This window comes from Aurantimonas coralicida DSM 14790 (assembly GCF_000421645.1).
In the GTDB taxonomy this organism is placed as follows: Bacteria; Pseudomonadota; Alphaproteobacteria; order Rhizobiales; family Rhizobiaceae; genus Aurantimonas; species Aurantimonas coralicida.
Map to the genome: position 1 here is coordinate 803,658 of NZ_ATXK01000001.1, position 20,035 is coordinate 823,692.

Below are 20,035 nucleotides of genomic sequence, written 5' to 3' on the forward strand. Positions count from 1 at the left end.
GAAATCGCCAGCACATCTGGCTATAACTGTTTCGCATGGATGAAATGCAGAAGGCATTATCCCTCAGCCGGCTGCGGCCGCACAGTGTCGACAGAAGACAACGACAAGCGAGCGTCGCGGGGCCTTTCAAACCCGTTTCGACAGCGCGCGGTTCTCGGGGGGAATGCGGACTTCATGGACGACGCCGGCCGACACACGCCTGCAACCCGGCACGCGAGCGACCTCATCGAGCGGCCGGCGGGACACGAGGATCGCCCTGCGGAATGGGGCAGCGACGTCGTGGCCGCGACCGTGCGGGCGCTCGGCCTGCCCTACGTTGCCATGGTGCCGGGCTCGAGCTTCCGCGGCCTGCAGGATTCCATCGTCAACTATCTCGGCAACAGCGACCCCCAGATCGTGCTCTGCCTGCACGAGGAGCATGCCGTGGCGATCGCCGACGGCTATGGCCGCGCGACCGACAGGCCGATGGCGGTGGCGCTGCATGCCAATGTCGGGTTGATGCATGCGGCCATGTCGGTCTTCAACGCCTGGTGCGATCGTGTGCCGATGGTGATCCTCGGGGCCACCGGACCCGTCGATGCCCACAAGCGTCGGCCGTGGATCGACTGGGTCCACACCGCCGCCGACCAGGGTGCGCTGGTGCGCTCCTACGTCAAATGGGACAACCAGCCGGGTTCCGCCGAGGCCGCCGTGGAGGCGGTGCTGCGCGCGCATCAGATCGCCACAACGGCCCCCTTCGGCCCGACCTATGTCTGCCTCGACGTATCGATGCAGGAGGAACGGCTGGGCCGGGAGGTGCAGGTGCCGGCGCCGGGCCGCTTTGCGCCGCCGGACCTGCCCTCGGCCTCGCGCACCACGCTGCGTTCGGTCGTCGCGGCACTGGCGGGTGCCAAGAAGCCGCTCTTCCTGTTCGGCCGCATGTCCCGGTCGCAGGCCGACTGGGACGCCCGCATCGCGCTGGCCGAAGCGACCGGTGCGGCGGTGATGACGAGCATCCACAACCCGTCCTGTTTCCCCACCGACCACCGGCAGCATCTTCTTGCACCCTGCGGGGAGCAGCGCTCGGCGCGCGAGCGCGCCCTTGTCGCCGAAGCCGATCTGATCGTCAGCTTCGACTGGCTCGATCTCGCCGGCTATCTGCGCAGTTGCACCGACAATGCCCAGACCCAGGCGCCGATCGAAACGACCATCGTCAGCTGTTCGCTCGATGCCACGATGACCAATGGCTGGAGCATGGACCACCAGGCGCTCGCCGCGGTCGACATCTCGGTGATGGCGCATCCGGACGCCTTCGCCGCCGACCTTCTCGACATGCTGCAGGAGGCGCAGCCACCCGCGACCGACTGGGATTTCTCCGGCCCGCACTGGACGTCGCGCCTGCCCACCGCACCGCTCGGCGACAGGGACGGCTGCATCTCGCTCGGCGACTTCGCCATGGCGATCCGCCGGCACGGGATCGACAACGATGTCACCTTCGTCCGCCTGCCGCTCGGCTGGCCGCGCGCTGCCAGCCATTTCACCCATCCCCTCTCCTATCTCGGCAAGGACGGCGGCGCGGCGGTCGGCGTCGGCCCGGGCCATGCGGTCGGCGCCGCCCTCGCCCTGCGCGATACCGGCCGCATCGTCACTGCGGTGCTGGGCGACGGCGACACGCTGATGGGCATCAACGCCCTGTGGACGGCGAGCCATTTCGGCCTGCCGCTGCTGATCGTGGTCGCCAACAACGCCTCATACTTCAACGACGAACTGCATCAGGAGCGCGTCGCCAACAGCCGCGAGCGGCCGGCGGAAAACCGCTGGATCGGCCAGCGCCTGACCGATCCGGAGATCGACGTCCTGGCGATGGCCGGCGCGCAGGGCTTCCAGACCATCGGCCCCGTTCGCACACGCGCCGCACTCGACGACGCGCTGCAGGCCGGCGCGAAGACGGTCGCATCCGGCGGCCGGGTCATCATCGATGCCCGTGTCGAGCCCGGCTATGCCGGCGACTTCGGCGAATGATCCGGGCCCGGCACCGAAGACGGAGGAATTGCTGCCGGCCTTGAGCACGCAGCGAACGCAGAAGCCGGCGAACCAGAAGATCGGCATCGACAACAACATCCAGGGGAGGTGACCATGAACGGCAGACACATCACGAAGCGGCTTGCAGCCGCGGCGCTTACGGCGACCATCGTCGCTGCGGCAAGCCCGGCATTCGCGGAATTCCCGGACAAGCCGATCACCATGTATATCGGCTTCAACCCGGGCGGCGCCGTCGATACGACCGCCCGGCTCCTGCAGAAGAACCTGGAGGCAGCGCTCGGCGTCCCGGTGATCGCGGTGCAGAAACCCGGCGGCGGCGGCACCGTCATGGCGACCACGCTGATGCATCAGAAGGCCGACGGCTACACCATCGGCATGGGCGCGAGCGCCGCCTACGCGCTGGCCCCGCTGCTCAACACCGACATCCAGTACGACATGATCGACGACTTCGCCCATATCGCGACCGTCTCGATCCCGCAGGACGCCCTCGTCGTGAAGAAGGACGCGCCCTGGAACACCTACGAGGATCTGGTCAAGGACGCCAAGGACAACGGCAAGGCGCTGTCGCTGTCGTCCCAGGTCTCCGTCTCGCGCCTCATGGCCATCGCCATCGAGGAGAAGGAAGGCATCGAGATCGAGGTGGTCCCGGTCAAGGGCGGCTCGGCCGGCATCCAGCAGGTGCTCGGCGGCCACACCGACATGACCTGGGGCGCATCCGGCTGGCACGCGCAGGTCGAGGCCGGCGAGATGAAGCCGATCCTCTCGCTCGGCTACGAGCGCAATGCCGACTTCCAGGACATCCCGACCGCCAAGGAACTCGGCATCGACTATGCCTTCGTCGACACCTTCATGCTGTCGGCGCCCAAGGGCCTGCCGGAAGACGTCGAGAAGAAACTCGCCGATGCCGTGAAGACCGCGCTGTCGCCGGATCTCGTCAAGGAACTGCGCGAGAAGATGTATCTGTCGGCCGACTATCGCGGGCCGCAGGAAACCGACGACTATCTCACCATGCAGCGCGATGAGGTGAAGCCCTTCGTCGACAAGATGATGGCCGAGGGCGGCGAGAAGCCGGCCGAGTGATCGGCCGGGCCTGACGAACGAAAAGACGGGAGGGGAGTCCGTGCGCAAGGCCGACATGTTCGCCGGCGTGTTCCTGATCGTCGCCGGGCTGATCGCGATCTACGTGGTCATCCCGGCGGAGATCGGCGGCCGTTCAGCCTACGGCCTCGGGCCGGACTTCTTCCCCCGCGTCCTGATGTGGCTCTTCGTCCTGTTCGCCGTGCTTCTGGTCGGCCACAGGGCGTGGACCGCCTGGCGCGGCAGGCCCGAGACCGAGGGCCCCGCACCGATGAAGCGTGCGGACTGGATGTTCATCACCGGCATCTCGGTCTTCCTCGCCGTGACCTGGCAGCTGATGGTGCATTTCGGCTTCGTCGTGGCCGGCATTTTCGTTCTGGGCGTCGTCGGCGTGCTGATGGGTAGCCTGCGGTCCAACCCGGTGCGCCTCGTCCTCGTCACGCTCGCCGCACCGCCGGTCATCTTCTACGGCTTCAAGCACCTCTTCCTCGTCTATCTGCCCAGCTGATCTCGAAGGCGAACGACAATGGACACGATCCTCGCCGGCATTGGCGACGCCTTCACCCTGATGAACTTCGCCTACATCGCCTTCGGCGTGTTCATGGGCATCATGGTGGGTGCCATTCCCGGCCTCAACGGGCCGATGGCGATCGCCGTCGCCGTGCCGCTGACCTACTACATGGACCCGCTCGCCGCCGTCGCCTTCCTGATCGGCATCAACAAGGGCGGCACCTTCGGCGGTTCGATCTCCGCAATCCTCCTCAATACGCCGGGCTCGCCCGAATCCACCTCGACCGCCTTCGACGGCTACCCGCTCGTCAAGAAGGGCAAGGGCATGAAGGCGCTGAAGATGGCGCTCTATTCCTCGGTCACCGGTGACATCTTCTCCGACCTCGTGCTGTTCACCGTCGCCGCGCCGCTCGCTCTCGTCGCGCTGCGCATGGGCCCGCCCGAAATGGCGGCCGTCTTCGCCTTTTCGCTGACGATCATCGCCGGCCTGTCGGGCAAGTCGATGCTCCGCGGCCTGCTCGCGGCGATCCTCGGCGCCTTCGTCGCCTGCGTCGGCCTCGACATCGAGACCGCCCAGCCGCGCCTGACCTTCGGCATGGGCGAACTGATTGAGGGCGTGCCGATCATACCGCTGACGATCGGCCTTCTCGCGCTGTCCGAGATCATCATCCAGGTCGAAGCCCGCGTCCTTGGCCGCGAGAAGAATGTCGGCACCTACAACGTGTTCGGCAAGGACATCCCGCCGGAGGACAAGCGCGTCAGCTGGGCCGAATATCGCAGTTGCCTGCGCACCATCATCCGCTCTGCCGTGATCGGCACCGGTGTCGGCGCCATGCCCGGCATCGGCGCGATCGTGGCGGGCTTCCTCGGCTACGGCGCGGCGCGCCGCGCTTCCAGGAATCCCGAGGAATTCGGCACCGGCAAGCTCGAGGGCGTCGCCGCGACGGAAGCCGCCAACAGCGCGGTGGTCGGCGCCAATCTGATCCCGCTGCTCGCCCTCGGCATTCCCGGCAGCCTGTCGGCGGCGATCCTGATCGGCGCCTTCCTGATGCACGGCGTCGATCCGGGGCCGCTGATCTTCCGCGAGCATGGCCGCCTCGTCTACGGCATCTTCGCGGCCATGTTCATGGCGAACTGGATCAATTTCGTCATCGGCAATCTCGGCCTGCGGCTCTTCGCGCTGATCGTCAGCGTGCCGAAATCCGTCATCCATCCGGTCGTCGTTCTGCTCTGCATCGCCGGCGCCTATGCCAATGGCAACTCGATGTTCGCGGTCGCGGTCATGATGGTGGCCGCCGTCTTCGGCTATCTGATGCGCAAATTCGACTTCTCCTTCGCCACCTTCATCATCGGCTTCGCCCTCGGCGAAACCTTCGAGCAGTCGGTGCGCCAGTCGGTCATCCTGTTCAAGGACCAGCCGCTCGACCTCTTCACCCGGCCGATCGTGGTGTTCTTCGTGGCGCTCACGATCTTCTCGGTCTGGCGCATCCTGCGATCCAATCTGAGCCGGCCCCTGCGGCCACAAGCGGCCGGCGCCCCCCAGGAAGCCACCTCATGACCGCCGCAACGAACCCCGCGAGACGGACCGTGACACTGCCGGAGCATCGCGATCTCTATTACGGCGGGCGCTGGATGCCGGCGCTGTCGGGCGAGACGCGCGACACGATCAATCCCGCGACAGGCGAGAGTTTCTGCACCGTCGCCTATGGCGGAGCCGCCGACATGGACGCGGCGATCGAGGCCGCGCACGCCGCCTTCCCCGCCTGGCGCGACACCGCCCCGCTCGAACGCGCGCGGTGTCTGCGGAAGATCGCGGACATCATGCGGGCGAACCGCGACGCGCTTGCCCTCATCGACGCGGCCGACAGCGGCAATCCGGTCACCGCCATGGCGAGGGACATCGACATCGCGACGTCGCAGCTCGACTTCTTCGCCGGCCTCGTCACGGAGATGAAGGGCGATACGATCCCGATGGGGCCGGACGCCCTGAACCTGACCGTCCGCGAACCGGTCGGCGTGGTCGGTCGCATCGTCGCCTACAACCACCCGCTGATGTTCTGCGCGGCGAAGATGGCGGCACCGCTCGCCGCCGGCAACACGGTCGTCATCAAGCCGGCCGAGCTCGCGCCGCTCTCCGTCCTGCGCTTCGTCGAGCTGATCGAAGGCGTGCTGCCGCCGGGCGTGTTCAATATGGTGCATGGCGGCGTCGCGGCCGGCCAGCGGCTCGCGAGCCACGGCAGGATCGCCAAGGTCGGGCTGATCGGCAGCGTCGCCACGGGCCGCGCCGTCATGCGCGCTGCCTCGGACACGCTGAAGGGCGTGATGCTGGAGCTCGGCGGCAAGAACGCGCTGATCGGATGCCCGGACGCCGATGTCGAGCGCACCGCGCGCGGCGTCGTCGCCGGCATGAACTTCGCCTGGTGCGGCCAGTCCTGCGGCTCGACCAGTCGCGCCTTCCTGCACGAGGACATCCACGACGCGGTTCTGGCTCGCGTCGCGGAATTGTGCGCCGACTTTGTGCCCGGCGACCCGACTGATCCCGCCACCAATATGGGCGCCCTCGCCTCGAAGGCGGCGCAGGAAAAGACGCTGCGCTATATCGAGATCGCCAGACGCGAAGGCGCACGCCTCGTCTGCGGCGGCAAGGTGCCGGACGTGCCGGGCCTTCGGAGCGGCTTCTTCGTCGAGCCGACCGTCTTCGCCGACGTCACGCCCGACATGACTATCGCCCGCGAGGAGATCTTCGGCCCGGTCCTCTCCGTCCTGAAATGGCGCGACGAGGCGGCGATGATGGAAGCGATCAACGCCGTCGAGTTCGGCCTGACCTGCGCGATCTTCACGAAGGATCTTGCCCGGGCGCATCGTCTGGCACGGCAGGCGGAAGCCGGCTTCGTCTGGGTCAACAAGGCCGGTCCGCATTTCCTCGGCGCCCCCTTCGGCGGCGTGAAGCAGTCGGGCATCGGCCGCGAGGAATGCATCGGCGAAATGCTCGATTTCACCCGCGAGAAGAACATCCACATTGCGCTCGACTGACAGTGTCGAAGCTTCGGACGGCTCGGCGCCGACGGGATCCGAGCTGAAGCCGGACGCGCCGAAGGGCGGCGTGAAGACGGCGCTCGCAACGCTCGCCGTCGCTGCGACCGGCGGCTGGCTGGCAAGCCTTGCAGGGCTGCCGCTGCCGTGGCTGATCGGCGCGCAGCTCGCGCTCTGCATCGTCGCGCTGATGCGCATCGAGCTGTTCGGCGCGCCGCCCCACTGGCCCCGCGCCAGCCGCGACATTTTCCTGCCCGTCCTCGGCGTGATGATCGGCAGCGCCTTCACCATGGAGATCCTCGCCCAGGTGCCGGAATGGTGGCCGAGCCTCGTCGTGCTGTCGGTTTTCCTGGTGGTGGCGCACGCGCTGGTCTTTGCGATGTTCCGGCGGATCGGCGGCTACGATCTGCCGACGGCGTTCTTCGCCTCCTTCCCCGGCGGCTTCGTCGAGGCGACGCTGATGGGTGCGGAAGCCGGCGGCAACCAGCGCATCATCCTGGTGCAGCACTTCCTGCGCATGTCGCTGATCGTGCTGCTGGTGCCGCTGCTGTTCTGGTGGGCAAGCGGCCATGCGGTCGGCAGTGCCTCCGGCACGGCGATGGGGACGCGCGGCAGCATTGCGCCCGTCGAACTCCTGATCCTGATTGTCGCCGGCATGGCGGGAACGCTGATCGGACGCAGGCTGAGATTCCCGGCCCCCGACATATCCGGCGCGATCGCCGCCAGCGCCATAGTCCATCTCGCCGGCTGGTCGGACGGCCAGCTGCCGCAGATCCTGATTGCGCTGACGCAGCTCATGGTCGGCACGTCGCTCGGTGTCGGCTTCGTCGGCATCGGGCGCGGCGAGATTGCGCGGGCCATCGGCCTGGCGTTCGGCGCCTTCGCACTGGTCTTCGCCATGGCCTTCGCGGTCGCCGTCGCCATCCACGCTTATGTCGACCGCGACGTCCAAACGCTGATTCTCGCCTTCGCGCCGGGCGGCCTCGCCGAGATGAGCCTCGTCGCCCTGTCGCTGCATCTCAGCGTGCCCTTCGTCACGCTGCACCACATCTACCGCATCTTCTTCGCCGTCGCCGTCCTGCCCCGGGCCTACCGCTGGCTTACCCGCGATGGAGCATCATGACGCGCCGCTCCGAAATGCCGTGGCGCAACAGCAAAGCGCGGGCGGGACATTCCGCATCGAAGCTGAGTGGCCGCGTCGTTCGAGATTGCTGATGTCATGCCGTCGAGCCACTGCCCGGATCCCTTGAGCTTGGAGCCCGGGATCGGCCGCATGGGCATCACCTCTGGGCTACAGGTTTGGGCCCAAAGCACGCAGATGGCACCGAGAGGATTCTCAGCGACCAAAAACAATAGCGATTACAATGACTTGAGATAGACTGGCTGGGGAACCTGGATTCGAACCAGGACTAACGGAGTCAGAGTCCGTGGGTCTACCGTTAACCTATTCCCCAACGGTCAGCCGAGCGTCGCCGCGGCGTGACGGCCTCCATATACTCATGTGAGGGGCGGCTGTGAACCCTTTGTCGGGGAAAATTTCGCATCCGGCGTCATGCGCGCGTTCGGCGGCCCTCCAGATGCCTGGCACCGGGGCTTCCGGCGGCAATCGTCGCCCCGTTTTTCGCCTGCCCTTGCACCTCACCCCCGGCTTGGTACACTCGCCTTAACCAAGCAACCTGAGGCGTTGCCCGTTCGAGCGCGGCGCCGGAGAGACAGTGTGAGTGACCATGAAATCGGTGGGAGAAACCGTCCATCGTTGATTCCAGCCGGAAGGCCCAGAGCCCCGGCCTATCGTCCGCATGCCGAGACGCCCTCGCCCGACGCCGCGACGGGTCCGGAACGCCGCACGGCGGTGCATTCGTCGGCGAAGGCGCCGGACAGCGCCGACAGCCCGGCGCGGAGCGCGGGCAGGTCGGCTTCTGCACCGGACGAAGGAGCCCGGCACGGGCATGAGCGCGGGACGGCGGACACCCTGAACGACCGCCCTGCCCCTGAACCCGGCAATGCCGATGGGCCGGGCGACAATGGTCCGCGCGGCCCGTCCGGCTCCGGACGGAAGGATCAGCGAAAGGAACGGGCCCGCCCCGGCCAAGGAGCCGCGTCCGGGCAGCGCGCCTCCGCGCCCGAGACATCCGGGTCGAGCGAGCCGGCGACGCCGCACGCCCGCAAGGATGAAGCCGCCCCTCGCGGAGCATCCGCCGATGCGCCACCGACGGGCGCGCAGGCTGATTCTGCCTCCTCGACTACCGTCGACGGCGCGCCGCTGACCAAGCGCAAGCGCCGCCGGCGGCGCAAGGCTGGCAAGAACGCTGCGGCCCCGCCCGCGGCCCGCGTCGACGCGCCTGCGGACACCGCCGCGAACGAGGCGCCGGCGGATCCACCCGCGCGGCCTAAGCCGGGGCGCAAGCCGCGTCGGCGCCGGTCGCGGCGCTTTGCCGGGGCCAGCGGACCGCCCGCGCCGGCCCATGAAGATACCGGCTCGCCAGCCGCGCCGCTCAGTCAGCCTGCCCCCCGCCCCGCAGCCAACGACCACGCGGCGCCCGCGGTGCCTGCCGCGCCCATGCCGCCGCCCGTGCGGCGGGCGCCGGTCTATGCCGCCCTCGATCTCGGCACCAACAATTGCCGGCTCCTGATCGCCATTCCGACCCGGCCCGGCCAGTTCCGGGTGATCGACGCCTTCTCGCGCATCGTGCGCCTCGGCGAAGGCCTCAGCCGCACCGGCAGCCTGTCGCGCGGCGCCATGGACCGGGCGATCGCAGCGCTGGCGATCTGCGCCCAGAAACTGTCGGCGCGCGATGTCGTGCGTTGCCGCCTGATCGCGACGGAAGCCTGCCGCGCCGCGGCCAACGGCGCCGAATTCATCGAGCAGGTGGCGCGCGAGACCGGGCTGGAACTGGAGATCGTCTCCCGCGAGACCGAGGCGCGGCTGGCCGTGTCGGGCTGCGGATCGCTGATCGAGCGCTCGGCCCGCGGCGCGGTGCTGTTCGACATCGGCGGCGGCTCGTCGGAGATCGCGCTGCTCGACCTGCGCGGTCGCGACACCCGCCGGCTGTCGAAGCAGATCGTCGCCTGGACCTCGCTGCCGGTCGGCGTGGTGACCCTGGCCGAACGCCATGGCGGCCGCGATGTGACGCCCGAGATCTTCGAGGCGATGATCCAGGAAACCGTCGAGATGATCCGCGGCTTCAAGGGCCGCGACAAGCTCGGCGCGCTGGTCGGCACCGATCGCTTCCACCTCCTGGGCACCTCCGGTACCGTCACGACGCTGGCCGGCGTGCATCTGAAGCTGGAGCGCTACGACCGGCGCCAGGTCGACGGCCTCTGGCTGACGGATCTGGAAGCCGACGAGCTGGTCGCCCGCATTGCCGGCTGGAGCTTCGAGGAACGCATCGCCAACCCTTGCATCGGCAGCGATCGCGCCGATCTGGTACTGGCGGGCTGCGCGATCCTGCAGGCGATCCGCAGGGTCTGGCCGGCCCCGACGCTGCGCGTGGCCGATCGCGGCCTGCGCGAGGGCCTTCTGATGGAAATGATGGTCGCTGACGGCGTCTGGCGCCGCAGGGATCCGACAAGGAATACCGGGACATGAGCGGCGGACGCAGCGACAGTCGAGGCATGACCGTCAAGGTCAAGAAGAAGCGCGGGCTCAAGCTCTCGTCCCGGCGCTGGCTCGAGCGCCAGCTCAACGACCCCTATGTGCGGCGCGCCAAGGCCGACGGCTATCGCTCGCGCGCGGCCTACAAGCTGATCGAGATGGACGACCGCTACAAGCTGCTGAAGCCCGGCCACCGGATCGTCGATCTGGGCGCGGCGCCCGGCGGCTGGTGCCAGGTCGCCGTCGATCGCACCGGCTCGACGGCCGCGGACGTGCGGGTCGTCGGCATAGACTATCTGACGGTCGAGCCGGTCGCCGGCGCGACGATCCTGCTGATGGACTTCCTCGACGATGCAGCGCCCGACAAGCTGATGGAAACCCTCGGCGAGGCGCCGGACATCGTCCTGTCGGATCTGGCCGCGCCGACCACCGGCCATCGTCCGACCGATCACATCAGGACCATGCATCTCTGCGACGTCGCCGCCGACTTTGCCATCCGCACCCTGAAGCCGGGCGGGCACTTCCTCGCCAAGACCTTCCAGGGCGGCACCGAGCGCGAATTGCTGACGCTGCTGAAGCGCCACTTCGTCAGCGTCCATCACGTCAAGCCGCCCGCCTCCCGCGAGGGCTCGGTGGAGCTCTACATCCTCGCCAAGAGCTTCAAGGGCAAACGCGCCGAAGCCGAGGAATTGGGCGACGAGGTCGAAGATCCCCGGATCCATGACCAGGCCGACGAGGACGCCGGCCCGCTCGGCTGAAGCTTTCTGACGTGTCGGGAGCCGTGCCGCCCTACTCGGCCGGCACCCGGCGGCCCGACACCTCGCTGCCCGCCTCGCGCCCCATCGGGATGAAGGCGAAGGCCGCCGACATGGTGACCAGCCCGACGACGAGGAAGGCGGCGGAGAAATCCACCGGCGCGGCCATGTCGCGGCCCGACATCACCATGCCGATCTCGAGGACTGCTCCGGCCAGCGCGACACCCGTGGCGATCGCCACCTGCTGCAGTGCGCCCATCATCGCGGTGGCGTCGCCCGTCGATTCGCGCGGCACGTCGGCAAAGGCCAGCGCGTTGATCGAGGTGAAGAACAGCGAGCGGAAGAACCCGCCGACGAGCAGCAGCGGGATCAGGACGGCCAGCGATATGTCGGGCCGGTAAAGGCCCAGCGCCGCCGTCAGCGCACCGCCGACGATGGTCGTCACGACCAGCGTGGTGCGGAAGCCGAAGCGCTGCAGGATCGGCTTGGCCAGGAGCTTCATGGCCATGGCGCCGCCGATGGCAACGCAGGTGACGAGGCCCGATTCCAGCGGCGTATAGCCGAAGCCGAGCTGCAGCATCAGCGGCAGGAGGAAGGGCACCGCGCCCGAGCCGATGCGGAACAGCGCACCGCCGGTGACGGCCGCGCGCAGCGTGGTGATCCTGAGCAGCGACAGCCGCAGCACCGGCTGGTCGATGCGGCGCGCATGGCGCACGAACAGGCCCGCCGCGACCGCGCCGGCGAGCGCCATGGCGACACCGAAGGCCGGCGGCAGTGCCGGCAGCGACACCACCGACAGGCCGAAAACGATGCCGGCGCAGGCAAAGCCCGACAGGAGGAAGCCCGGCCAGTCGAAATGCACGCCCGACACCCGGTCGACCTTGGGCAGGAACCGCCCGGCCAGCCAGATGCCGACAACGCCGATCGGCAGATTGATCAGGAAGATCCAGCGCCAGTCGGCATAGGTCGCGATGGCGCCGCCCACCGGCGGTCCGATCAGCGGCCCCATCAGCGCCGGAATAGTGAACCAGGCCATGGCGCCGACGAGGTCGGATTTCGGCACGGCCCGCACCAGCAGCAGCCGCCCGACCGGCGTCATCATCGCGCCGCCCATGCCCTGCAGGAAGCGCGCGACCACGAAGGCGCCGAGCGAATCCGCCATGGCGCAGGCGAGCGAACCGAGAACGAACACCGCGATCGCCAGCCGGAAGACGAGCTTCGGTCCCCAGTGATCGGCGATCCGCCCGGAGATCGGGATGAACACCGCCAGCGACACGTAATAGCTGGTCAGGGCGAGCTTGAGCGCGATCGGGCTCGTGCCGATGTCTGCGGCGATCGCCGGAAGCGAGGTCGCGATGACCGTCGAGTCCATGTTCTCCATGAACAGCGCGACGGCGAGCACGACCGGAACGATGCGGTTCAACTGCGGTCCTCGGGGTATGGGTAAGGCGGGCTTAGGGACGCTGGGAAGACATAGGCCGAAGCCGGCGAAATGGCAGCCCGTCCGCCCGGCGCCTCTTCAACAAGCCGTGCGAATGGTTGCCGGCCGTCTTCGACGGGCCAGTTGGCATGCGTGCACCCATTCTCATTCCGATCTTCGACGATACGAGGTTTCCATGAGCAAGCCCACCGATGCACGATCTCTCTTCAGCCGCCGCACGGCCCTGCAACTCGCAGCCGCCGGCGGCGCGGCCATGACCGGCATCATGCAGGGCCGCGAAGCCCATGCGCAGGACCAGTCGACGGCCGCAGCGGCGGCCAGCGAACGGGCGCGCATGCCGTCGCCGGGCTGGCACCGGATCGAACTCGGCGATGCCCGCATCACCACCATCCTCGACGGCCTGCGGCCCGGCGAAGGCCCCTACCCCACCTTCGGCGCCGACCAGAGCCAGGAGGCGATGGCCGAGCTGATGCGGGCGAACTACCTGCCCGAGACCCAGTTCGTGAACGGCTTCACCCCGGTTCTCGTCGAACTCGACGACAATCTCGTCCTGTTCGACACCGGTTTCGGCGAGTCCGGCAAGGAGAACGGCTTCGGCAAGCTGGTCGAGCGGATGGCGGAAGCCGGCTACGGCCCCGACGACGTCACCATCGTGGTCCTCACGCATTTCCACGGCGACCACATCCAGGGCCTGATGACCGGCGGCGAGCCGACCTTCCGCAATGCCCGCTATGTCGCCGGCCAGGCCGAGTTCGACTGGTGGACGTCGGACGAAGCCAGGAACGGCGATCGGGCCGGTGGCGCCAAGCTGGTCGAACAGATGGTCGTGCCGCTCAAGGACAAGATGACCTTCGTCGCCGAGGGTGACGAGGTCGTGTCCGGCATCACCGCCATAGAGGCCTTCGGTCACACCCCCGGCCACCTGATCTTCGAGATCGCGTCCGGCGACCGCCGCCTGTGGCTGACCGCCGACACCGCCAACCATTTCGTCGCCTCGCTCCAGAAGCCGGACTGGGAGGTCAAGTTCGACCAAGACAAGGACGCGGCGGCCGCAACCCGCAAGCGTGTCTTCGACCGGATCGCCGAGGAACGCATTCCGTTCATCGGCTACCACATGCCCTTCCCGGCCATCGGCTATGCCGAAAAGCTGGACGGCGGAGGCTACCGGTTCATTCCGGAAACCTACCAGCTGGATGTCGACGCGGACGCCTGATCGGCGATCCGACGTTTCCAGACCGGGGCGGAGCCATCGGCTCCGCCCCGGTCCTTGATGCTCAGAATCAGCGCGAACAGCCGATCTCGGCCATGATCGCCACGACATCGGCACGCGACCGGCAGACATTCTCGCAAGGGATGCCGTCATTGTCCCCGTCGGCCCGCGGATGCTGGCCGGCGCACCATGCGATCACGGCTTCACGGCAGCTTCGATAGCTCTTGCAACTGGCGGCATGGGCTTCGGCGCCGAGCGCCAGAATCATCAGGGCTGCCAGCCCCAATGCGCGGAATTGTCCGATGGTCATGTCTGGAAGATACCGTTCCTAAGCTGTCCTTACGACCATCTCCCAGAGCCGGCACACCGCGTCAAGCGGACGGGGGTGCCGAATGTCAGCCCCGCTTTCCAATGTCATGATGGCGTGCTAGCAGCCCTTGCCAATCCTTCTCCCGCCGACTCGCGCTCCTGCCGGCGGACGCATCGTTCAAGAGGACTGGCATGGCCCGCATCATCGACACCGCAACCGGCGGCACAGCACTGACTTTCGACGACGTCCTGCTGCAGCCGGGGCATTCGGAAGTCATGCCGGGCCAGGTCGACGTGCGCACCGCGATCACCCGCACGCTGAAGCTCAACATCCCGATCCTGTCTGCGGCGATGGACACGGTCACCGAGGCGCGGCTGGCCATTGCGATGGCGCAGGCCGGCGGCATCGGCGTCATCCACCGCAATCTCACCCCGGTCGAGCAGGCCGAAGAGGTTCGCCAGGTCAAGAAGTTCGAAAGCGGCATGGTGGTCAATCCGGTCACCATCGGGCCCGACGCGACGCTGGGCGATGCTCGCGCGCTGATGACCCAACACAACATCTCCGGCATTCCGGTGGTCGAGAATGGCGGTTCGGGCGGTCAGAACCGCGGCAGGCTGGTCGGCATCCTGACCAATCGCGACGTGCGCTTCGCTTCCGACGATCGCCAGCCGATCCACGAGCTGATGACCAAGGAAAAGCTGATCACGGTCCGCGACAATGTCGATCAGGACGAGGCCAAGCGGCTCCTGCATCATCACCGCATCGAGAAGCTGCTGGTCGTCGACGACCAGCACCATTGCATCGGGCTGATCACCGTCAAGGACATCGAGAAGTCGCAGCTCAATCCGAGCGCCTCGAAGGACGCCCATGGCCGGCTGCTCGCGGCAGCCGCCACCAGCGTTGGCGACGACGGCTTCGAGCGCGCCGAGCGGCTGATCGACGCCGGCATCGACCTGCTCGTCATCGACACCGCCCATGGCCATTCCCAGAAGGTGCTGGACGCCGTCGCGCGGGTGAAGCGCATGTCCAACGAGGTCCAGATCCTCGCCGGCAACGTGGCGACCCCGGACGGCACCAAGGCGCTGATCGACGCGGGCGCCGACGGCGTCAAAGTCGGCATCGGCCCCGGCTCGATCTGCACCACCCGCATCGTCGCCGGCGTCGGCATGCCGCAGCTGTCCGCCATCATGGGCGCCGCCGAGGAAGCCAACAAGGCGGGCATCCCGGTCATCGCCGATGGCGGCATCAAGTTCTCGGGCGATCTGGCCAAGGCGCTGGCCGCCGGTGCGTCGGCCGCGATGATCGGCTCGCTGCTGGCCGGCACCGACGAGAGCCCCGGCGAGATCTACCTGCACCAGGGCCGTTCCTACAAAGCCTATCGCGGCATGGGCTCGGTGGGTGCCATGGCGCGCGGCTCGGCCGACCGCTACTTCCAGGCGGAAGTGCGCGACACGCTGAAGCTGGTGCCCGAGGGCATCGAGGGGCAGGTTGCCTACAAGGGGCAGGTCGCGGCCGTGCTGCATCAGCTGACCGGCGGCCTGCGGGCGGCCATGGGCTATGTCGGGGCGGCGACGCTGGAGGATTTCCGGCGCGATGCGCGCTTCGTGCGCATCTCCAATGCGGGCCTGCGCGAGAGCCACGCCCATGACGTGACCATCACCCGCGAGAGCCCGAACTATCCGGGCCAACTGGTCTGAGAAGAGAAGTCGGCGCTTCCTGCTTATCGCGGGAGCGCTGCAGCGGTCCGAGTGTCAGACCCGGGCGACCCGCTCGGTCTGCTGCACCGGCGGCACCAGGTTCGAATTGGCGATCGGCTTCGGCCAGGTCCGCGCATGGGACAGATGGCCGTCGGCATAGGCGATCAGGACGTCGCCCGGTCGCGGGATCGAGCGCATGAAGAAGCTCTCGCGTACCGGAACGATCCGCGGGCCTGCGGCATCGCGCACCGTGATCTCCCGCCTGGCGATATCGACCTGCAGGATTTCCGTCACATCGACGAGATTGTCGAGGTGCCGCGTCCGCCCGGTTCCGTTTCTCAGCTTCTGAACAGGCATCATCAACTCTCCATCCCGGATATAGCCAAGGACGGAACGAGAGAATATTCCTGTCGGTTCCCTTGCTAAACTCGCCGAAATCACTGTCCGGCTAACGACGCTGGCAGTCGAGACAACTCCTCCGTTCGCCATCCGCTCAGGCGGCGACGGCCCCGCTCCCCGCCGCGCGGATCGCCGCGATATTTGCGCGGTAATGCTCGGGCGTGCCGCCCTTGAACACCGCCGATCCGGCGACCAGCACGTTCGCGCCGGCCTCGACGACCAGCGGCGCGGTCTCCGGCGTCACGCCGCCGTCGATCTCGATATGGATGTCGCGGTCGCCGATCATCGCCTTCACACGCCGCACCTTTTCCACGACTGAAGGAATGAAGGCCTGGCCGCCGAAGCCCGGATTGACGGTCATCAAGAGCACCAGGTCGAGCCGGTCGAGCACATAGGCGATGACGTCCTCGGGAGTCGACGGGTTGAGCGAGACACCGGCCTTCTTGCCGAGATTGCGGATCGCCTGGAGCGACCGGTCGAGATGCTTCGTCGCCTCGGCATGGACGGTGATGTAGTCGCAGCCGGCTTCGGCGAAGGCTTCCAGATACGGATCGCACGGCTCGATCATCAGATGGCAGTCGAAGATCTTCTGCGAGGCGCCGCGCACCGCCTTGATGACCGGCGGGCCGAAGGTGATGTTCGGCACGAAATGGCCATCCATCACGTCGAGATGGATCCAGTCCGCCCCGGCCTGGTCGACGGCCACCACCTCTTCGCCCAGGCGCGCGAAATCGGCCGAGAGGATCGAGGGGGCGATGATGACGGGCTTGGCCATTTCAGTCTCCTGCCTGTTCTGTCAGCCCGGCGCCGAGGCCGGTTCCGGGTCCGCGCCGGCGAAGACGCGGCTGGCGGCGATGTCAGCTGCTTCGATGCGCGAAAGCGCCTCTGCGTTCAAGGGCCCCCCGTCCAGCTCGAACAATCGGTTGGCCTGGCGCAGCCGCGCCCGGTCGAGGGCGTTGCGGATCGAGCGGGCATTGGCGAAATGCGGCTGCGTCCGGCGCCGCGCGATATAGCGGGCGAGAACCGCCTTCGCGTCCCCGGTGAGATGGTAGTTCTGGCGCTCCAGCATGCCGACCGAGATCTCCAGCAATTCGTCGTCGGAATAGTCCGGAAAGTCGATGTGGTGGGCGATGCGCGACCGGAAGCCGGGATTGCTCGCGAAGAAGGTGTCCATCCGGTCGGCATAGCCGGCGAGGATCACCACGAGGTCGTCGCGCTGGTTCTCCATCACCTGCAGCAGGATCTCGATCGCCTCCTGGCCGTAGTCGCGCTCGTTCTCCGGCCGGTAGAGATAATAGGCCTCGTCGATGAACAGGACGCCGCCCATCGCCTTCTTCAGGATGTCGCGGGTCTTGGGAGCCGTATGGCCGATATACTGGCCGACCAGATCGTCGCGGGTCACCGACACCAGATGCCCCTTGCGGATATAGCCGAGGCGGTGGAGGAGGTTCGCCATCTTCATCGCCACCGTGGTCTTGCCGGTGCCGGGATTGCCGGTGAAGCTCATGTGCAGCGTCGGCGTGTCGTGGGCGAGGCCCAGCCGCTTGCGGGCCCGCTCGACGAGCAGCAGCGCCGCCGTCTCGCGAATGCGCTTCTTGACCGGCGCCAGGCCGATCAGTTCGCGGTCGAGCTCGTCCAGAACATCGGCCACGCCGGCATCGCGATATTCCTGCCGGAGATCGATGGCCGTGGGCGTGTCCTCGCCCGGCGCGTCCTGGGTCTCGGATTCTGCATCCATCGTCCTGCTCCTCAATCCATCGCGCAGCGGTCACAGGCTGGAATGGCGGGCGAAGCCGCCCTCCCCGTCTGCTGCTCTACCCGCATCCTCCCTCTCCCCGCCGGGAGAGGGAGCGGCTCAACCGACGACTACTCGGCGTAGCGGGCGCCTTCCGGCCTGTCGGCAGCGTAGGATTCCGTCGTGTAGCGGATGGTGCGGCCTTCCATTTCCGAGCGGCGAAGCCGGAAGCCCGGTTCGTTGGCCGGCCGGTTGACGATGAAGGACAGCTTCACCGACTCCCATCCCGCGGTGGAATCGAAGGCCGACATGCGAATGTAGCGGTCGCCATGGACCTTGCGGCACTCGGTGAACTCCATCATCACGCCGGCCGCATCGGCGATGTCGAACATCGGGTGGCCCCACATGTCCCAGTAGGTATTGCGCGGATGCGGGTCGTCGGTGTGCTCCAGATTCACCGCCCAGCCATTGTCGAGGCAGTACTGGATCTGCGCGGTGATCTGCGTGTCGGTGAGGTCGGGCAGGAACGAGAAGGCCCCTTGGGTGATGCGCATGGTTGATATCCTCTTCGAGTTGCGGCGCCGGGCTTCGCAAGCCGCGCCGGCCGGGTTCGAACGATGGGGAGGACGGGGCGTTGGGAGGCTCGCCCCGTCCTGACGCGGGATGGATCAGGCCGAGGCCGTCGCCGTCACCGCGTAGTCGGGGGAATCGGTCGAGGTGTAGTTGAAGGTCACGTCCTTCCACGTCTCGAGCGCCTGCTGCAGCGGCGTGCAGCTTCGGGCCGCCTCCTGCAGGATCTCCGGTCCCTCATTGACGATGTCCCGGCCCTCGTTGCGGGCGAGAACCATGCATTCCAGCGCCACCCGGTTGGCGGTCGCGCCGGCGGCGATGCCCATGGGATGGCCGATCGTGCCGCCGCCGAACTGCAGCACGGTGTCCTCGCCGAGAAGATCGAGGAGCTGGTGCATCTGGCCGGCATGGATGCCGCCCGAGGCCACCGGCATCATCTTGTTCAGCGAGGCCCAGGGCTGGTCGAAGAAGATGCCGTTCTCGAGCTTCCGGTGGGTGAACTCGTCCCGGCAGATGTCGTAATAGCCCTTGGTCGTCGCCGGATCGCCTTCCAGCTTGCCGACGACCGTGCCGGCATGGATGTGGTCGACACCGGCCAGCCGCGCCCATTTGGCGATCACGCGGAACGACACGCCGTGGGTCTTCTGGCGGGTATAGGTCGAGTGGCCCGCCCGGTGCAGATGCAGGATCATGTTGTTGCGCCGCGCCCATTTGGCCATGGACTGCATGGCGGTCCAGCCGATGACGAGGTCGATCATCACGATGTTTGAGCCGAGATCCCGGGCGAACTCGGCGCGCTCGTACATGTCCTCCATGGTGGCGGCGGTGACATTGAGATAGGTGCCCTTGATCTCGCCGGTGGCGGCCTGGGCCTTGTTCACCGCCTCCATGCAGTAGAGAAACCGCTCGCGCCAATCCATGAAGGGCTGCGAGTTGATGTTCTCGTCGTCCTTGGTGAAGTCGAGCCCGCCCTTCAGCGCCTCGTAGACGACGCGGCCGTAATTGCGGCCCGACAGGCCGAGCTTGGGCTTCACCGTGGCGCCGAGCAGCGGCCGGCCGAACTTGTCGAGCCGTTCGCGCTCGACGACGATGCCCGTCGCCGGCCCCTGGAAGGTCTTCACATAGGCGGTGGGCAGGCGCATGTCCTCCAGCCGCAGGCCCTTCAGCGGCTTGAAGCCGAAGACATTGCCGATGATCGAGGCCGTCAGATTGGCGATCGAGCCGTTCTCGAACAGGTCGAGATCGTAGGCGATATAGGCGAAATACTGGTCGCCGGTGTTCGGCACCTGGTCGACGCGGTAGGCCTTGGCCCGGTACTTCTCGGCCGCCGTCAGCCGGTCGGTCCACACGACGGTCCAGGTCGCGGTGGAGGATTCGCCGGCCACCGCCGCCGCCGCCTCGATCGGATCGACGCCGTCCTGGGGCGTGATCCGGAAACAGGCGATGACGTCCGTCTCCTTGGGTTCGTAGTCGGGCTCCCAGTAGCCCATCTTGCGGTATTCCATGACACCGGACTTGTAGCGGTCCTTGCCCTTGATGGTCTGCGAGCCCTGATCCATGACGGTCCTCCTTCGTTGATCCCGGTTGCGTCCGCAGCGCCGTTTCCGGCGGATTTCGGACAAGCGTCTCCCTTCGGCGCGAAAGGGGTTTCGCGCCGTCCATTCAGGCAATGCTGTCAGTT

Annotated in this window: 17 protein-coding genes and 1 tRNA gene; 10 read left to right on the plus strand and 8 right to left on the minus strand. The window is 67.4% G+C overall.

Features of this window, described 5'->3' with window-relative positions:
- The first annotated feature begins 174 nt into the window (after positions 1 to 174).
- From H536_RS0103750 to H536_RS0103780, 6 genes are all read left to right on the plus strand, one after another.
- A complete protein-coding gene (locus H536_RS0103750) occupies positions 175 to 2,001 on the plus strand; it encodes a thiamine pyrophosphate-binding protein (protein WP_024349194.1) in 1,827 nt (608 codons plus the stop codon).
- A 114-nt stretch (positions 2,002 to 2,115) separates the two neighbouring features.
- Positions 2,116 to 3,102: a tripartite tricarboxylate transporter substrate binding protein gene (locus H536_RS0103760; RefSeq protein ID WP_024349195.1), complete on the plus strand. Its 987-nt coding sequence runs from the start codon at positions 2,116 to 2,118 to the stop codon at positions 3,100 to 3,102.
- Positions 3,103 to 3,142: 40 nt separating this feature from the next.
- The gene (locus tag H536_RS0103765; RefSeq protein ID WP_024349196.1) at positions 3,143 to 3,607 is read left to right on the plus strand and encodes a tripartite tricarboxylate transporter TctB family protein; all 465 of its coding nucleotides are present in this window, start codon (positions 3,143 to 3,145) and stop codon (positions 3,605 to 3,607) included.
- Positions 3,608 to 3,625: 18 nt separating this feature from the next.
- The gene (locus H536_RS0103770; RefSeq protein WP_024349197.1) at positions 3,626 to 5,167 is read left to right on the plus strand and encodes a tripartite tricarboxylate transporter permease; all 1,542 of its coding nucleotides are present in this window, start codon (positions 3,626 to 3,628) and stop codon (positions 5,165 to 5,167) included.
- Positions 5,164 to 6,642 carry an aldehyde dehydrogenase family protein gene (locus H536_RS0103775; protein ID WP_024349198.1) on the plus strand — a complete coding sequence of 493 codons (1,479 nt, stop codon included), beginning with the start codon at positions 5,164 to 5,166 and terminating at the stop codon, positions 6,640 to 6,642. The genes H536_RS0103770 and H536_RS0103775 overlap by 4 nt, the downstream gene beginning before the upstream one ends.
- Positions 6,629 to 7,765, plus strand: coding sequence for an AbrB family transcriptional regulator (locus H536_RS0103780; RefSeq protein ID WP_024349199.1), 1,137 nt, complete (start codon positions 6,629 to 6,631; stop codon positions 7,763 to 7,765). Before H536_RS0103775 ends, H536_RS0103780 begins: the two co-directional genes overlap by 14 nt.
- 257 nt (positions 7,766 to 8,022) lie before the next feature.
- Here the strand turns inward: H536_RS0103780 and H536_RS0103785 are convergent.
- Positions 8,023 to 8,096 (minus strand) — tRNA-Gln (locus tag H536_RS0103785).
- Between the two features lie 809 nt (positions 8,097 to 8,905).
- Between H536_RS0103785 and H536_RS22375 the strand changes: the two genes are divergently transcribed.
- Together H536_RS22375 and H536_RS0103795 are read left to right on the plus strand one after the other, a co-directional pair.
- Complete coding sequence (locus H536_RS22375; RefSeq protein WP_244495397.1) at positions 8,906 to 10,231, plus strand: Ppx/GppA phosphatase family protein; 1,326 nt, start codon at positions 8,906 to 8,908, stop codon at positions 10,229 to 10,231.
- Complete coding sequence (locus H536_RS0103795) at positions 10,228 to 10,995, plus strand: RlmE family RNA methyltransferase (protein WP_024349201.1); 768 nt, start codon at positions 10,228 to 10,230, stop codon at positions 10,993 to 10,995. Before H536_RS22375 ends, H536_RS0103795 begins: the two co-directional genes overlap by 4 nt.
- 31 nt (positions 10,996 to 11,026) lie before the next feature.
- Here H536_RS0103795 and H536_RS0103800 read toward each other — a convergent pair whose 3' ends face one another.
- Complete coding sequence (locus tag H536_RS0103800) at positions 11,027 to 12,415, minus strand: MFS transporter (RefSeq protein ID WP_024349202.1); 1,389 nt, start codon at positions 12,413 to 12,415, stop codon at positions 11,027 to 11,029.
- 193 nt (positions 12,416 to 12,608) lie between these two features.
- Here H536_RS0103800 and H536_RS0103805 point away from each other — a divergent pair, with 193 nt between their 5' ends.
- A complete protein-coding gene (locus H536_RS0103805; RefSeq protein WP_024349203.1) occupies positions 12,609 to 13,646 on the plus strand; it encodes an MBL fold metallo-hydrolase in 1,038 nt (345 codons plus the stop codon).
- A 67-nt stretch (positions 13,647 to 13,713) separates the two neighbouring features.
- On the opposite strand, the gene H536_RS0103810 is transcribed toward H536_RS0103805, so the two are convergent.
- Positions 13,714 to 13,953, minus strand: a complete 240-nt coding sequence (locus H536_RS0103810; protein ID WP_024349204.1) for an excalibur calcium-binding domain-containing protein — start codon at positions 13,951 to 13,953, stop codon at positions 13,714 to 13,716.
- 191 nt (positions 13,954 to 14,144) lie between these two features.
- On the opposite strand from H536_RS0103810, the gene guaB reads away from it, so the two are divergent.
- A complete protein-coding gene (guaB, locus tag H536_RS0103815; RefSeq protein WP_024349205.1) occupies positions 14,145 to 15,650 on the plus strand; it encodes an IMP dehydrogenase in 1,506 nt (501 codons plus the stop codon).
- Positions 15,651 to 15,704: 54 nt separating this feature from the next.
- Here the strand turns inward: guaB and H536_RS0103820 are convergent, their stop codons facing one another.
- From H536_RS0103820 to H536_RS0103840, 5 genes are all read right to left on the minus strand, one after another.
- Positions 15,705 to 16,010, minus strand: coding sequence for a hypothetical protein (locus H536_RS0103820; protein ID WP_024349206.1), 306 nt, complete (start codon positions 16,008 to 16,010; stop codon positions 15,705 to 15,707).
- Between the two features lie 133 nt (positions 16,011 to 16,143).
- Positions 16,144 to 16,824, minus strand: coding sequence for a ribulose-phosphate 3-epimerase (rpe, locus tag H536_RS0103825; protein WP_024349207.1), 681 nt, complete (start codon positions 16,822 to 16,824; stop codon positions 16,144 to 16,146).
- A 21-nt stretch (positions 16,825 to 16,845) separates the two neighbouring features.
- Positions 16,846 to 17,787, minus strand: a complete 942-nt coding sequence (cbbX, locus tag H536_RS0103830) for a CbbX protein (RefSeq protein WP_029702687.1) — start codon at positions 17,785 to 17,787, stop codon at positions 16,846 to 16,848.
- 128 nt (positions 17,788 to 17,915) lie between these two features.
- On the minus strand, positions 17,916 to 18,338 hold the full coding sequence (locus tag H536_RS0103835) for a ribulose bisphosphate carboxylase small subunit (protein WP_024349209.1): 423 nt from the start codon (positions 18,336 to 18,338) through the stop codon (positions 17,916 to 17,918).
- A 114-nt stretch (positions 18,339 to 18,452) separates the two neighbouring features.
- On the minus strand, positions 18,453 to 19,913 hold the full coding sequence (locus H536_RS0103840) for a form I ribulose bisphosphate carboxylase large subunit (protein WP_024349210.1): 1,461 nt from the start codon (positions 19,911 to 19,913) through the stop codon (positions 18,453 to 18,455).
- Positions 19,914 to 20,035: the final 122 nt, after the last annotated feature.